This window comes from Marinomonas arctica, assembly GCF_003259225.1.
Lineage (GTDB): Bacteria > Pseudomonadota > Gammaproteobacteria > Pseudomonadales > Marinomonadaceae > Marinomonas > Marinomonas arctica.
Genome location: NZ_QHJF01000033.1, coordinates 14,034 through 27,513 on the forward strand (window position 1 = coordinate 14,034; position 13,480 = coordinate 27,513).

Annotated in this window: 15 protein-coding genes; 3 read left to right on the forward strand and 12 right to left on the reverse strand. The window is 43.4% G+C overall.

Annotation, left to right across the window (positions count from 1 at the left end; all coding sequences use genetic code 11):
- Positions 1-27: 27 nt before the first annotated feature.
- Both rlmF and DK187_RS17830 read right to left on the reverse strand, forming a co-directional pair.
- Positions 28-1,008, reverse strand: a complete 981-nt coding sequence (rlmF, locus tag DK187_RS17825) for a 23S rRNA (adenine(1618)-N(6))-methyltransferase RlmF (protein ID WP_111608681.1) — start codon at positions 1,006-1,008, stop codon at positions 28-30.
- 89 nt (positions 1,009-1,097) lie between these two features.
- Positions 1,098-1,991 carry a LysR family transcriptional regulator gene (locus DK187_RS17830; RefSeq protein WP_239494822.1) on the reverse strand — a complete coding sequence of 298 codons (894 nt, stop codon included), beginning with the start codon at positions 1,989-1,991 and terminating at the stop codon, positions 1,098-1,100.
- A 148-nt stretch (positions 1,992-2,139) separates the two neighbouring features.
- On the opposite strand from DK187_RS17830, the gene DK187_RS17835 reads away from it, so the two are divergent.
- On the forward strand, positions 2,140-3,105 hold the full coding sequence (locus DK187_RS17835) for a DMT family transporter (RefSeq protein ID WP_111608683.1): 966 nt from the start codon (positions 2,140-2,142) through the stop codon (positions 3,103-3,105).
- A gap of 16 nt (positions 3,106-3,121) precedes the next feature.
- Here the strand turns inward: DK187_RS17835 and DK187_RS17840 are convergent, their stop codons facing one another.
- From DK187_RS17840 to DK187_RS17885, 10 genes are all read right to left on the reverse strand, one after another.
- Complete coding sequence (locus tag DK187_RS17840) at positions 3,122-3,472, reverse strand: DUF6164 family protein (protein ID WP_111608684.1); 351 nt, start codon at positions 3,470-3,472, stop codon at positions 3,122-3,124.
- A 57-nt stretch (positions 3,473-3,529) separates the two neighbouring features.
- The gene (locus DK187_RS17845) at positions 3,530-4,963 is read right to left on the reverse strand and encodes an EAL domain-containing protein (RefSeq protein WP_223232251.1); all 1,434 of its coding nucleotides are present in this window, start codon (positions 4,961-4,963) and stop codon (positions 3,530-3,532) included.
- 396 nt (positions 4,964-5,359) lie between these two features.
- On the reverse strand, positions 5,360-5,914 hold the full coding sequence (locus tag DK187_RS17850; RefSeq protein ID WP_111608685.1) for a DUF3833 domain-containing protein: 555 nt from the start codon (positions 5,912-5,914) through the stop codon (positions 5,360-5,362).
- A gap of 60 nt (positions 5,915-5,974) precedes the next feature.
- On the reverse strand, positions 5,975-6,721 hold the full coding sequence (locus DK187_RS17855; protein WP_111608686.1) for a hypothetical protein: 747 nt from the start codon (positions 6,719-6,721) through the stop codon (positions 5,975-5,977).
- Between the two features lie 103 nt (positions 6,722-6,824).
- Complete coding sequence (locus DK187_RS17860; protein WP_111608687.1) at positions 6,825-7,334, reverse strand: DUF2878 domain-containing protein; 510 nt, start codon at positions 7,332-7,334, stop codon at positions 6,825-6,827.
- A 14-nt stretch (positions 7,335-7,348) separates the two neighbouring features.
- Positions 7,349-8,614, reverse strand: coding sequence for an SAM-dependent methyltransferase (locus DK187_RS17865; RefSeq protein ID WP_111608688.1), 1,266 nt, complete (start codon positions 8,612-8,614; stop codon positions 7,349-7,351).
- 33 nt (positions 8,615-8,647) lie between these two features.
- Positions 8,648-9,328 carry a DUF1365 domain-containing protein gene (locus tag DK187_RS17870; protein ID WP_239494823.1) on the reverse strand — a complete coding sequence of 227 codons (681 nt, stop codon included), beginning with the start codon at positions 9,326-9,328 and terminating at the stop codon, positions 8,648-8,650.
- A 91-nt stretch (positions 9,329-9,419) separates the two neighbouring features.
- Positions 9,420-10,670, reverse strand: coding sequence for an NAD(P)/FAD-dependent oxidoreductase (locus DK187_RS17875; RefSeq protein WP_111608689.1), 1,251 nt, complete (start codon positions 10,668-10,670; stop codon positions 9,420-9,422).
- Positions 10,671-10,743: 73 nt separating this feature from the next.
- Positions 10,744-11,499 carry an SDR family NAD(P)-dependent oxidoreductase gene (locus DK187_RS17880; protein ID WP_223232252.1) on the reverse strand — a complete coding sequence of 252 codons (756 nt, stop codon included), beginning with the start codon at positions 11,497-11,499 and terminating at the stop codon, positions 10,744-10,746.
- A 25-nt stretch (positions 11,500-11,524) separates the two neighbouring features.
- Entirely contained in the window at positions 11,525-11,968 is a 444-nt protein-coding gene (locus DK187_RS17885; RefSeq protein WP_111608691.1) for a nuclear transport factor 2 family protein, read from the reverse strand.
- Between the two features lie 209 nt (positions 11,969-12,177).
- On the opposite strand from DK187_RS17885, the gene DK187_RS17890 reads away from it, so the two are divergent.
- Together DK187_RS17890 and DK187_RS17895 are read left to right on the forward strand one after the other, a co-directional pair.
- Positions 12,178-12,753 (forward strand): sigma-70 family RNA polymerase sigma factor, encoded by a 576-nt coding sequence (locus tag DK187_RS17890; protein ID WP_111608692.1) that lies wholly within the window; start codon positions 12,178-12,180, stop codon positions 12,751-12,753.
- Positions 12,754-12,758: 5 nt separating this feature from the next.
- A complete protein-coding gene (locus DK187_RS17895; RefSeq protein WP_111608693.1) occupies positions 12,759-13,451 on the forward strand; it encodes a ChrR family anti-sigma-E factor in 693 nt (230 codons plus the stop codon).
- The last annotated feature ends 29 nt before the right edge of the window (positions 13,452-13,480 follow it).

The following is a 13,480-nucleotide window of genomic DNA, read 5'->3' on the forward strand; positions in this document are numbered from 1 at the left end:
ACCTACGTTTGTCATGTCTAACTGGCATCAGCTTTGCCAATAATTGTCTTTCCAATAGTCGATTTGATCGTCCCCCAGAAAACTCCAAGCAACAAATCGGCTGATTTTTTGACCTTGCGCCATATCAATCGTCTTCACCTGACGAGCACCGACCTGTTTTAAGGTCCGATAAATCGTCTCTAAATTCGCCTGACGTGCGACTAAAGAGGTAAACCAAAAGCAACGGTCTGCGTATTGCACACTTTCTTCGATCATGCGTGAGACAAACCCCGCTTCACCGCCATCACACCACAGTTCTGCAGACGTGCCACCAAAGTTTAACACGGGTTTTGGGGGCGTCATTTTGCCTTTTACACCACGCCATTTACGCTGGGATTCATCCACCATAGCCGACTCACTGGTATGAAAAGGAGGGTTGCATAAGGTCAAATCAAAACGGTCTTTTTCTTTCCACACGCCGTCAAACAGTTTGTCAGCTTGCGTCTGCAGACGCACCACTATCGCGCCTTTTAAACACGCATTGGATTTCACAATTGTGTCGCATGTCGCCACAGCAATAGGGTTAACGTCTGAGCCAACAAACTGCCAACCGTATTCTTGGTGACCAATAATGGGATATACGCAGTTAGCGCCCACACCAACATCCAAGACTTTTATCGCTTTTCCTCGTGGAATCACCCCGTTATTGCTGGCTGCCAGTAGGTCTGCCAGATAATGAATGTAGTCCGCCCGCCCTGGAATAGGTGGACAGAGATAGCCCGGTGGAATGTCCCAAAACGCCACACCATAAAAATGACTCAGCAAGGCGCGGTTTAAGGTTTTAACCGCATTGGGATTAGCAAAATCGACGGACTCATTGCCGTATTGATTCAGTTGTATGAAGTTTGAAAGTTCCGGACAGGAGTCAGCCAATAACGCAAAGTCATAGCGTGCTCGATGCGGATTGCGAGGATGAAGTTCTAACTTGTTGGTGCGTTTGCTCTTCGTATTCTTGCTTTTTAAGACCACAATAATGCCATTATTTCAAACCAAAATGCGAGTATAACCGAATTCCTTAACTTGGACTAAATCTGCTGATATGCCATCACTTCAGAATGTTACGCCTCAGGATACGGAATTAAACTTTTTGCCACGTCTTCAATGAGTGTTCTAAACCATTCTACAGCAGGATCTTTCTCAATACTTTTGGGCCAGCTTACAAAGTATTTGGAATCTGGAAAGGCAACAGGTAAAGGTTTCATTGTCAGGTTGAATTGTTCACAGAAGCGATCGGCCAGCAAACCACTGGTGCTGATCAACAATGATGTTCGCCCAACCGTTTCTAATGCCGACAAAAAATAAGGCGTACGAAAGGCAAAGCGTCGTTCATGGGCTCGATCACCTAACACTAGGTCACTCACCGCTCGCCGAGTTCCTCCCATGCTCACCAGCACATGAGGGAAGCTCAGGTATTCATCCAAGCTAATACGCTCTTGTTTGGCGAGCGGGTGATTATTCGACATGATGCAACGAAACTTTTCATGCCCTAGCAAAACCTTACGGTATGTATTGGGAATCTCAATGTATTCGCTGCACAAGACGACATCAACCGAATGCTCCGTTTGACTGATCAAACTGGTTTCCGTAATGGTGGTCGTTTCCAACGAGGCAAATGGCGCTTCTTGGTAAAAACGTTCTGCTATCGCAGGTACATAAGCTTGTGCTTGATAGTGGGTGGTTTGTAAACGAAACACTCGATTACTGCTTTGAGGCTGAAAATCCGGTGGGGAGTCGAGTCCGACCATCTGCTCCAAGAGCAGCTTTAGAGGCGCTTCTAGTGCTAATGCTTTTGACGTTGGCACCATGCCTTTTGAGGTACGAAGAAACAATGGGTCATTAAAGGCATCACGCAATCGATTCAGTAACCGACTCATGGCGGATTGGCTCAAATACAAACGATTCGCAGCACGTCCAACGTTTCGCTCTTCTAGTAAATATAGAAGCCCAGTCAAGGATTTGAGGTCCAAATGTTGTAGTGAGTTAGGAATCATAAGTAAATCTCGATTTATGCATAATGATTAGAACTATTATGCATTGGCTTTAATGCCCAAGGGAAGCCAATATGATCTTTACGATTCTTCTTTCTTAAAGGCCACCACCATGCCCACTGCTAAGCAGACTTTTCTGTACGGCCTCTTTTTCAGTTCTGTTACTGTGCTCTTTTGGGGAATGTTACCTATTGCTCTGAAGCTGTCTGGCAGTTTTTCCGATCCGATTACGTTAACTTGGCTACGCTTTTCAGTGGCAGGTATTATTTTAGGTTTATGGCAATGGCAACGCGGCAAACTGGGAGAATTCAAATTTTTATCTAAAAATGACTGGTTACGGCTTTTTGCCGCAGGTACATTTTTAATTATTAACTACACCAGTTTTGCCTGGAGCTTAGACTTTTTATTACCAGGCTCGGCACAATTAAGCTTTCAGATTGCTCCTCTATTCCTCGCGTTGGGTGGATTGTTTTTCCTCAAAGAAAACATAAACTGGCAGCAATGGTTGTGCTTTGCGGCAATAGGATTAGGTATGTTGGTGTTCTTTCATCCTATTTTCGGACAAGGTGGTCAAGGCTCTATTTGGGTTGGATTCGCCATTGTTCAACTGTCAGCAGCAGCGTGGTCTCTGTATGCGTTGCTGCAAAAATCTTTATTCAAACGACTCGCGCCGACAAACATTTTATTGGCAATTTATGTTTATGCCTTGCTTGTTATGCTGCCATTTTCATCGCCCAGCGAACTATTAAACATGTCCGCAGACGATGCCTGGATTGCGGCTTTTTGCTGTCTAAATACGTTGATCGCATACGGCGCATTTGCCCAAGCCATGCGTTACTGGCAAACCGTACAAGTCAGTGCTTCGATTGCCTTAACACCTGTTATGGCTTTCATACTGACAGAGTTTTGTGTCGCTGTTGGTTGGTGGACCGAGAGTATCCACTCTTCCCATGCCGACCTATTAAGCTTATTTGGTATGTTGATTGTGATCGTTAGTGCCATTAACGTGCAATTAATCAGCGCAAGAGTACAACGTAAAGCCGCGTTATTGACAAAGCCTTTGAACGAAGCCATTTAAGCGAGTGGCATTGTCCTTATAGCCAAAGTGTAAAAGGCACAATAGAAAGGCCCAGAATTAACATTATGGCAATCAAAGTAAAAAAGGCTTCTGCAGGGCTTTGACGCGCATGCTGAAGGTAACCTAACACCCACTGTCCAACCGAAATGGGTCGCATGGTTTGGGCGCGTGCCATTTGATCTTCTTGTATAAGTGCTAACGCTTTTTCAGCTTGTTCCTTATCCTTGACCCACAACCCAGCCATGGACACTTGCCATCGCCCTGCAGACGTTTCATAAAAGTCGATATCGTGATCAGCTAATAATTGACGAATATCATCCGCTTCTTCATCTGGAACATATTTCAGCCGAAAAACCAACGTCGCCATAGAATACAACCTTACGCATAAAAATGAGCGGTAGAGAGTAAGAGATGCCAGACAATATTACAATCTTGTGCTGTCCTGCTGCATGTGAGCAGCGTGCTCTTCTATCCAAGCGATCACCTGCTCTTTGGGTAATGGCCGACAGAAATAATACCCTTGAACTCTATCAACCCCGAGTTCTCTGACCGCATTAAGCTGATCCTCACGCTCAACGCCCTCTGCAACTAACTTCATGTTTAACTCTTTTGCCAGCTTTGTCACCGAGGTCAATATCTGACGGGTAAACTGGTCGTCTTTTAGACTCGCTATGAATATCTGGTCCAACTTTAAGGTGTCATATGGGAAACGACGCAAAAAATCCAATCCCGCATAACCAGTACCAAAATCATCCACAGACAAATGAATGCCTAGCGCTTTAATATGCTCAAATCGGCTTACCATAATAGGCAGGTCAATGGCATTCAAAGCACTGGTTTCTGTCACCTCAAGCCCTAACCGCCCTTTCAGCTCTGGGTATTCATCAAGGATACCGGCTAAACTAGGCGCAAAAGTTTCTTTAAGCAGACTATGCCTATCTACATTCACTGAAATATTAATATCACTTAACGGTAGGGGATATTCGCGATAAAAATCACCGACCTTACGAATCACCATCCAAGTCAGTTCATCAATTAGGCCAAGTCGATCTGCCATATCAACAATCACAAGGGGAGAAACTTGACCATGATGAACAGAGTGCCATCGAATCAATGCTTCCATTTCATACTGACCGTCAACATTGAGTGATACAATGGGCTGAAAATACACCTCCATGGCATTATTTTTAATGGCGCGTTTAACACAGTGCCTTAAAGACCGTCGATAATAAGCAAAGGTAAAATAGCCTGTACAGAGGATAATGGACAGCAGCGCCCAACACATAAAAATCCAAGGGAGCAGTGCAAGCAAACGATTCCAGTATAAATCGGTTGTTAAAAGCACCTCTAATTCGATTGCCCAGTCATCGAATGTTACTTTTTTAGTTTCGATTAGGTCTGAAACAATTTGGTTTCTATTGGAGAACAGCACTTGCTTGCCCAGGGTTAACTCATAAACATAGTCAGGCAACAATATTTGATTGATGCTACTCGCTATACTATCTGGTGGCGCCAAAGCATTTACACCTACCCCATCTGGTCTTTGGTAAAAAGCAAAAAAAGTAGCGTCTCCCAATGTCTTCGAATTCATTAAGGATACCGTTTTACGGTCTTCGCTGTTTTCTATACGTGACACAATGGATTTATATATGGAGATATTGATGGCCCCAAGATTGGAGCAATACACCTTAAAGTCGGCATTAAAAAGACCAAACTCTTTAAAAATAGGAGAGTAGAAAGTGGCACGACGCAAACGGTCTATGTCTGCTTTTTCACAAACTAAAGCACTGTTATCCGCCACTTGTTGCAACTCGGCAAAAATACTTTCCATGTGCTTTGACAAAGCATTTTTTGCCATATTGGTTCGTTTGTCTAAATCATTTAACAAAAAAACATAGAGCCCAGCGGAAAAGAGAAGAAAACTGAGAAATATGGAGAATAACCCGCAAAAAAAGAATACCTTTTTTTCAATGAACGCTATTGCCCTGACATCGCCAAACATACCGCCACTTTCCTCCATTTATGAACCATCAAGATAAAACTCCAATTATGTGCAAAGGCTTCGTCTGTTCGTGATGAACGCAAATAGTGACAGGAACACACAACATCACCTATAAAAAAGACCGCTTAAAAGCAGTCCTTTATATATAGCATATAACATAAACTATTTGCCGCGTATCTCTATGAAAACCAGTAATAAAGCGTCTTAAGCATTATTCACTTTATGACATCAGGTGGGCATAGCTGCCTTAGATTAGTCAGATTTTTTTTCAATCACAATTGAGAGATACCCGACTTCGACACCAAATTTTGTCATCACAGATTCATTGATTACAACGCCGTCTTTGACCATATACATACGATCATCCACATTGACTTCTATTAAGTCTCCGTCGTATTGCACCTGTAAAACATAATTCATAAACAATGCATTTCCTGCTATTTTTACATCACCAGAACCAATCACATCATTCGCTGTTGCCGTATACTGGCCTTGAGCATTCGGCGTCATGGTCCAAGTACGATTTTGGACTTCACCATCATCAAACACAAACACTTCAGCCAACGTCCCAACGCCGTTCTCCCAACTTCCTTCTAGAGTGGCATTAAAATAACGAATCACTTCACCACTGCGGTTTTTCAAAATACCATGCGCGGTTAAAGGTCCCGAAAAAAATGTTTGTAACTCAAACTTAGGCTCATTTTTAGCGTACAAAGATACATCTGGGGTAGAGCAAGCCGTTAATAACAACATGCTCAGTATCACCACCATCATTTTACTTGTGACAGAACACCATACGTTTTTCATAGTCATTTCCTTAGAATATGCACTGCTATCGCCAGAATAAAAGAACGACGCCGTGATGTGTTAAAAATAATGGTACTGAATATCCACGCTCTGATATTTGCCGTTTTCATCGCAAATATTGGCGCGTCCAGTGAAACGCAATAAGCGCTTATCTAAAGGATCATAAGCTACTACTATCGGATCTACCGCCATTTTGACAAACCAAGAGATGGGAGACAAAGCGAAACACATCGCCCCATCCTGTGTTCCATCAAGACACTCGGCTTTAGCGACGCGAAAAGAAAACGTGGTTTGCTGGCTGGGCACCAAATATTCGATGTCCATCTGTTTACCTGTTTTTAAGGTATCCCAGTACTGTTTAACAAAACCATCAAAACCGGCATCTACCACAATACCCGCCACCAATGGGATCGAGCCGACTTCTGGCTGTGCTGTTCGGTTTTCTACATAGTTTACTTCCAAGCGGTTGTTCGCTTGTTTCACGTCTATTGTTTCACCGTTACGCTCATTAACCTGTGAAAAGCTTGGGGTAATTCGCGACTGAGAAAAATCGAGGGTTTTATTCGCAAACACACGGCCATCTGGCTCTGAATATTCCACCTTATGGCTCTTGTCATCGAGCATCTGATGCGTTTCTCGATACAATAAAGCACCGTTTTTCAAACTGTAGGCACTGCCTACTATTTTTGAAAAGGCGGCATCGCTAGAAACTGGCGTATCAGCCAAACTGTAGGCACTCAATAATAAAGAAAAAAACAATGTCACAAAGGACCGCTTCTGCGGTAAACACACAAAAGATAGCTTCATTTCTCACCCTTACATTTTAGATTACGCAATACGCTTATTGACCACCAAGTGAGACTCATATCTGATAAACCTAACGCTAATACAGAAGCAAATACGAGAACCTTTACGCATCAAACAATGCCCATTTCTCACTCAGCCAGATCCCCAGCGGTATCACCAACGACCAAATAATCGCTACGATCAATAAAGTCTGTCCAATAGGCTCTGCTAAGCTAATACCTGACAGCTTTGCACCAGCAAAATAACTCAATGTTGGCCCAATAGCACCCATTAACGCACCCAACAGATACCGAGAACGAAGAAAAGATAGACTATGGGCAAACAAGGTCGCAACACTCACCCAAAGACACAGTAACCAAACGGGTGGCAAGCTTATTGTGTCTAGATTATCGGCTGAAAAAGAGAACACACCAACGTGAAACAAGGTGCCATCAACGATGACACCTAATGTTAGGAAAGCTAAAAATAAACGCCATTCTCTTCGGGTGCGCATAAAATAACGATCATGCAAAAACAGATACGAAGCCGTTACAACGAGAGCCCAAAGATCTCCCGCTAATAAACAAATAAACCAAACCGCTTGAAATAAAATGGCATTCAACAAGGATTTCATGCCATATGCTCCCTTTAATTCGTCTCAATAGACAAACGATGATCGGGTTTGGCAAAGACAAACTGTCCTGTGCTAATGGCCCTTTCTTTGAAGCCACCTTCGCAATAAGCCAAATAAAAGTCCCACATACGGCAAAACACGTCGTCAAATCCCATGTTCGTCACTTCATGACGAGCGGCATGGAAGCGTGTGCGCCAATCCGCTAACGTTTTGGCATAATGCTCTGTAATGTCCTCCAGTCCCACAATTTGCATGTCAGTTTTCGATGCTATTTTATGAGCAATCACCTGATTGGATGGCAAACAACCACCTGGGAAGATGTAACGTTGGATAAAATCCACTGAACGACGTGCGTAATCGTAACGTTGATCCGCAATGGTAATGGCTTGAATCACCATCACACCATGGGGTTTTAACAGCTCACTACACTTGGAAAAATAGCTGTCATAGTATTCGTGGCCCACCGCTTCAATCATTTCAATAGAAACAAGCTTATCGTATTGGCCTTGCAAATCACGGTAATCTTCAAGCAACAAGGTAATCTTGTCTTGCAACCCTTCGGCTTCCACTCGCGCCTTAGCAAACTCATACTGTTCTTTGGAAATTGTGGTAGTGGTTACTCGACAGCCATAATTCTTAGCGGCGTGAATCGCCATGCCCCCCCAACCTGTGCCGATTTCTAATAGGTGATCATCTTTGCTTAATTGAAGCTTTTGGCAAATACGATCCAGTTTGTTTACCGATGCCTCCTCTAAAGAAGAGTCTAGCTGTGGGTAAACCGCCGAGGAATACATCATAGTAGGATCTAAAAATAAGGAGAAAAAATCATTACCTAGGTCATAGTGAGCGGAAATATTATCTTTCGACCCTTTCTTCGTATTGGCATTCAATTTATGAACGATTTTTGCTCCAATACGGCTCCATATAGGACGTTTAGCGTCCATTTTATTAATCAAACTAAGATTGGCCACCATCAAACGAATCACTGCCACCACATCCGAAGAAGACCACCAGCCCTTCATATAAGCTTCGCCAGCACCGATGCTGCTGTTTAGAAATACGTCACGGTAAGCATGAATGTCATGAACTTGGATATGCGCAATATAGCGAGTACTTTCCTTGGCTTCTCCGAAGGTATAGGTTTTGCCATTCTCATCTAGTGTAAGATGGCCAATTTCCAATTTTCCTAACATCGCAAACACCATCTTGCGTGCTAGCGTATCGAACCAAGTTGTTGTGTTATTTTTCACTTTCTGATTTTCCATACTAACGGAGTTCATAGTTATTAATCTCCTAAATGCAATATTTCTACCCTATTTGATCTTGGTAGACGATGAGTTCGGATGCGAATAAAAAGGCACCTTTTTTATCCATAACTTTAGAGCTTGCCAATAAATGCCAAAGGCCACTTGCATTGTCATGACAGGATAACGAAACAGCACCCTCGCCATAGTAGAAGACGTTAACGACATTCGAGTCAGCGATAAGGTGGCATCAAACACGCACTTTTCCCCCACTAACTCTTTATTTTGCATATGCACCGCTAGCTTCTTATGAGGAACATTACTTCGCCAATCATAAAAATGTTCCATCGGATGAAAAGGCGACACATGCATTGCCTTGTTAAATTGCATACGCTGCATAGGCTGAAGCGGATCACATTTTAAAACATAAGGGATTTTTTCCCGCCAAGGCGTGTTCGTTACTTCAAGCAGCATAGCTTGCAGTTGCTCATTTTTGTCGAAGCAGTAATAAATAGTGATGGGATTAATGATGAAACCAAAATATCGGCAATTGGTTAACATGCGTACCGGACCTGATAAATCCAACCCCAAACGCTCATTCACTTCAGACAGCACCGCCTGTTTAATGGAAACCGACGAATCCCCAAAGTAATCTTGTCGAGCAAATCGAGCTAAAGACCAAGATTTAACTGACCACCAGGGACTCATCGCCAACACATCATTTAACTCATCCAAATCGAAGTACATCATAAAGACGCGATAACGAAACGCATGAGTACGCGGTAAAAACGACGATGGCGCACAGTGCCATGATAGACAGCGCTGTGCTTAGGCAGAAAATCTACCATGTGATTCCCAATCCATTAGCCACACGAACGCCACTCCAACAACCATCTTCATGGAAACCGTTACGCCAATAAGCCCCACAAAACCACGTTTTGTTTACCCCATTAATTTCTGACCAACGATCCTGAGCGTTAATACCCGCCAAGGTAAAGGTGGGATGAGAATACTGGAAACGCCCCACGATTTTGTCTTCCGCAATCATGTCTGTTTGGTTCAAGGTCACCACATAGGTGGTATCACTGGAAAAATGCTGCAGAATATTCATGTTATAGCTTAGGGTGGCAGGCCTAGTTCGATCCTTTCCAAGATGGTAATTCCAACTAGACCAAGCAAGCTTCTTCTTCGGCAACAGCCTAGTATCGGTATGAAGTACCACATCGTTGTTGCGATACGGCAATGCCGATAAAATCGCGTGTTCCTCTTTGGAAGGGTCAGCCAATAACGCCAACGCCTGATCACTATGACAAGCAAACACGACTTGATCGAACTCTTGGGTGGAACCATCGGCAAAATGAATCACCACGTTGGTTTCAGAACGATGCACTTTGTCGATCGTCGCGCCAAGCCGAATACGGTCTTTAAACTTTTCGACTAGAGGCTGTAAATACGCCGATGATCCCCCTTCGATGACTCGCCATTGCGGGCGATCATTCACACTTAACAAACCGTGGTTTTTAAAGAAGCGGACGAAAAACACCAACGGAAATGCCATCATTTCATCCAAGGTCGATGACCAAATCGCACTGCCCATTGGAATCAAATAATGGCTAGCAAAGCGGCGACCATAGCCCTTTTGCTGCAAATATTCTCCAAGCGTCACGCCTTCCTTTAATCCACCGCTGTCTAGGTCTTGGATGGCTTCTTTATTGAAACGTAAAATATCTTTTAACATGCCGATAAAAGAAAAGTTCAATAAGTTGCGACGCTGTGCAAACAGTGTATTTAAATTGTTGCCTCCGTATTCGAGGCCCGTGTCCTGACAACTGACACTAAAACTCATCTCTGTCGCTTTCGATGCCACACCCAACTCATCCATTAGCCGAATAAAATTCGGATACGTCCAATCATTAAAAACAATAAAACCGGTATCAATTGCCCGAGTCTGTTCTGCTTCTTTTACATCAACGGTTGCCGTATGACCACCAATACGATTTTCCGATTCAAATACTGTTACTTCGTGCTGTTGCTGTAGAAGATAAGCACTGGTCAAGCCAGAGATCCCTGAACCAATTATGGCAATTTTCACTCATTGTCCCCTTAGAATACGTTTTATCATTCACTCACCAAGCTGATGTAGTAGCCTATTGTCACTAGTGATATTAGTCGTTGCGATCTTTTTTCGGTGCCAACATAGACAACCACAATTTTGGAAAGTGCCGTCCAGCCCATAGCATGGCGGATAAACGCTTAGGAAAGGCAAATTCAAAAGGACGAGAGGCTAGAGCCTTGAACATTCTTTTCGCCGCGTCATCAGACGACATTAAAAATGGCATGGAAAAGGTATTTTTTTGCGTCAGAGGGGTATCAACAAAGCCTGGCAACAAACAGGTCACATCGATATTGAATTGCTTTAAATCCATACGCAAAGAAGATAGAAAGTAACGCACAGCCGCTTTGCTCGCGCCATAGGCTTCCGCTTGTGGGAAAGCCGCCTGCACCGCTTGTGAACTTACTCCAACTAAGTGCGGGTGTGAAGATTTTTTCAGCAAAGGCAAACAAACATCCACACTGTTTACCAAACCAAAAAAATTCACCGACATAATTCTATCCATCATTTTCCAATCAGGATCGGTATCTGTCATATCAAGATATTCGCAGGTTCCTGCATTTAGAATGGCACAATCTAAATGCGCCGTATGTAGCATTAAGGTTTCTCTTACGGCTTGAACCTGACTGTCATCGGAAATATCAAAAGCCACAAAGGTTAGATTTTCATAGGACTCTGACAAAGCAACCAATTCGCCCTGCGTTCTCGCACTGGCTATCACTTGCCATCCCGCCTCTAAGTACTGCTTTGTTAACGCAAAACCAATACCGGAACTGGCTCCGGTGATCCACACAACGCCTTTGTCCATTATCATGCTCCTTGTTCTCCCCCAACTACTTTGCCAAGCGTTTTTTTAGACCTTTCACGGCAGCACCCAGCAAAGGCACGTGCTCATAAATTAACTGACCGAGGTCATACACGTCTTCATGAAAATAGATGCGCTCATTAAATTGCACTTGGCTCATACCTCGCACGGTAATCGTTTTGTTACCCAACTTGGGGTGTTTAAAATGCATATTCCATTTGATGTAAGCTGCATTCTCAGAGACGAGCTGATCCAAATATTCAAAACGCCCACTGTGCACATTGACACACATTTCGGACAAATAGGCATGCAGAGTTTCAGCGCCGCGCAACTCGTGAACAGGGTCCTTAAAGAACACATCTTCTGTGTAGACGTCATCCATTTTTTCTAACTTTGGACGCTTAACGTCTTGATAAAACATTTTGAAGCGCTCTATTAACAAAGCACTGGAAGCCATATTTGCGTCCGTCATACTCGTCACTTACCTTAGCAGTTACCTAATTGGGATATGTTTTTGTGTCACCATGTCTTGTTTAACGCGCTGTCATGCATTCTGGATCACTTTCCATAGAAAATTAAACACTATTTACGTAAATAAAAGTGATCCACGCCAATAAATACCGCGTATATTTGATACAGCGCAAACTAAGCGTATGACAATTTTGCTTTTTGGAGCGATAAATGGAACGCGCAATTCAACTACCCAACGACGAACAACGAGTTACGGACATCTATGCCGTCGCTCAACATAGGGATCAAGCCGCTTTAGGCCGTTTATTTGATCATTATGTACCAAAAGTAAGATCGTTCTGTCTTGCCGCTCAGCCAGGCGCCAATTTAATGGCTGATGATATTGCGCAAGAAGTCATGATACGCATTTGGAACAAAGCACATACTTACAAACCTGAATCGGCATCGCTTAATACTTGGGTCTTTACCTTAGCGAGAAATGCTCGTATCGATTACTTACGTCGAAACAGCCGACATCAGTCAGATATTGATCCGGAATATCTTTGGGAACATGTGATCGACGAAAATGCCGATCCATTTAAAGACGCACAGCAAAAAAGAGATCAAGAACGTATTCAGCAAGGCTTAGACAAATTACCGCCTGATCAAAAACAGGTTTTGTCAAAAGTTTACTTAGAAGGGAAAACACATAAGGAAGCCGCTGAAGAATTGTCTCTTCCTCTTGGAACGATAAAATCTCGGGTTCGCCTTGCTTTGCACAAACTCACTATTTACGTTAAGAGGTAGTATCGATGATAAACTACCATCCATCGATTGAAATACTAACAGACTACGCTGCTGGCTCACTACCTTTGGCGCATTCCTTGTGTGTGTCCACACATCTAGAACGCTGCCCCGAATGCCAACAGCAAATTAGAAAGCTGGAAATGCTCGGCTCACATCTTTTCGATCAGGCACAGACAGAATCTCGTCAGCTCAGTAATCTAAAAGACAGCTTCTTCAAAAATCTAGCGCAACAGCCTAGTCCAAAAGAGGACCATAAGGTGTCGCCGCAAGAGGATAAAAGCATTAGATGGGATGATTACGCCATTCCACGTAGCCTGCGCCAGTTTATTACCAAAAGCTATGATGATCTTACGTGGATGCGCCTATCACCCTCTTTTAAGATAGCAACGCTTTACAACGAAGAAGGCGGCGCACAAATCGCTCTGACCAGAGTAAAAGCTGGCGCTCATATGCCAACCCATACCCATACAGGTGACGAAATCACTCTCGTATTGGAAGGGGCTTTTTCGGATGAAAGCGGTATTTATCGTCAAGGTGACTTTATCAACCGTGACGCGAGTCACAAACACAAACCTATCGTCACAAAAGACGCAGAATGCATCTGTCTAACGGTTTTAGACGCACCGATTGAGTTTACAGGCTGGCTGACAAGACTGTTAAATCCGATTGTTCGTCGTTACCATCCTCATTCTCACTGATGACAGGATAGTTCAACGCAACCAAAGAT

What these genes read in the sequence shown, in the direction of transcription:
- DK187_RS17835 (WP_111608683.1), top strand. Translation starts at nt 2,140, where the DNA reads ATGCCCACTGCTAAGCAGACTTTTCTGTACGGCCTCTTTTTCAGTTCT.
- DK187_RS17840 (WP_111608684.1), bottom strand. Translation starts at nt 3,472, where the DNA reads ATGGCGACGTTGGTTTTTCGGCTGAAATATGTTCCAGATGAAGAAGCG.
- DK187_RS17845 (WP_223232251.1), bottom strand. Translation starts at nt 4,963, where the DNA reads ATGGCAAAAAATGCTTTGTCAAAGCACATGGAAAGTATTTTTGCCGAG.
- DK187_RS17850 (WP_111608685.1), bottom strand. Translation starts at nt 5,914, where the DNA reads ATGAAAAACGTATGGTGTTCTGTCACAAGTAAAATGATGGTGGTGATA.
- DK187_RS17855 (WP_111608686.1), bottom strand. Translation starts at nt 6,721, where the DNA reads ATGAAGCTATCTTTTGTGTGTTTACCGCAGAAGCGGTCCTTTGTGACA.
- DK187_RS17860 (WP_111608687.1), bottom strand. Translation starts at nt 7,334, where the DNA reads ATGAAATCCTTGTTGAATGCCATTTTATTTCAAGCGGTTTGGTTTATT.
- DK187_RS17865 (WP_111608688.1), bottom strand. Translation starts at nt 8,614, where the DNA reads ATGAACTCCGTTAGTATGGAAAATCAGAAAGTGAAAAATAACACAACA.
- DK187_RS17870 (WP_239494823.1), bottom strand. Translation starts at nt 9,328, where the DNA reads ATGATGTACTTCGATTTGGATGAGTTAAATGATGTGTTGGCGATGAGT.
- DK187_RS17880 (WP_223232252.1), bottom strand. Translation starts at nt 11,499, where the DNA reads ATGGACAAAGGCGTTGTGTGGATCACCGGAGCCAGTTCCGGTATTGGT.
- DK187_RS17885 (WP_111608691.1), bottom strand. Translation starts at nt 11,968, where the DNA reads ATGACGGACGCAAATATGGCTTCCAGTGCTTTGTTAATAGAGCGCTTC.
- DK187_RS17890 (WP_111608692.1), top strand. Translation starts at nt 12,178, where the DNA reads ATGGAACGCGCAATTCAACTACCCAACGACGAACAACGAGTTACGGAC.
- DK187_RS17895 (WP_111608693.1), top strand. Translation starts at nt 12,759, where the DNA reads ATGATAAACTACCATCCATCGATTGAAATACTAACAGACTACGCTGCT.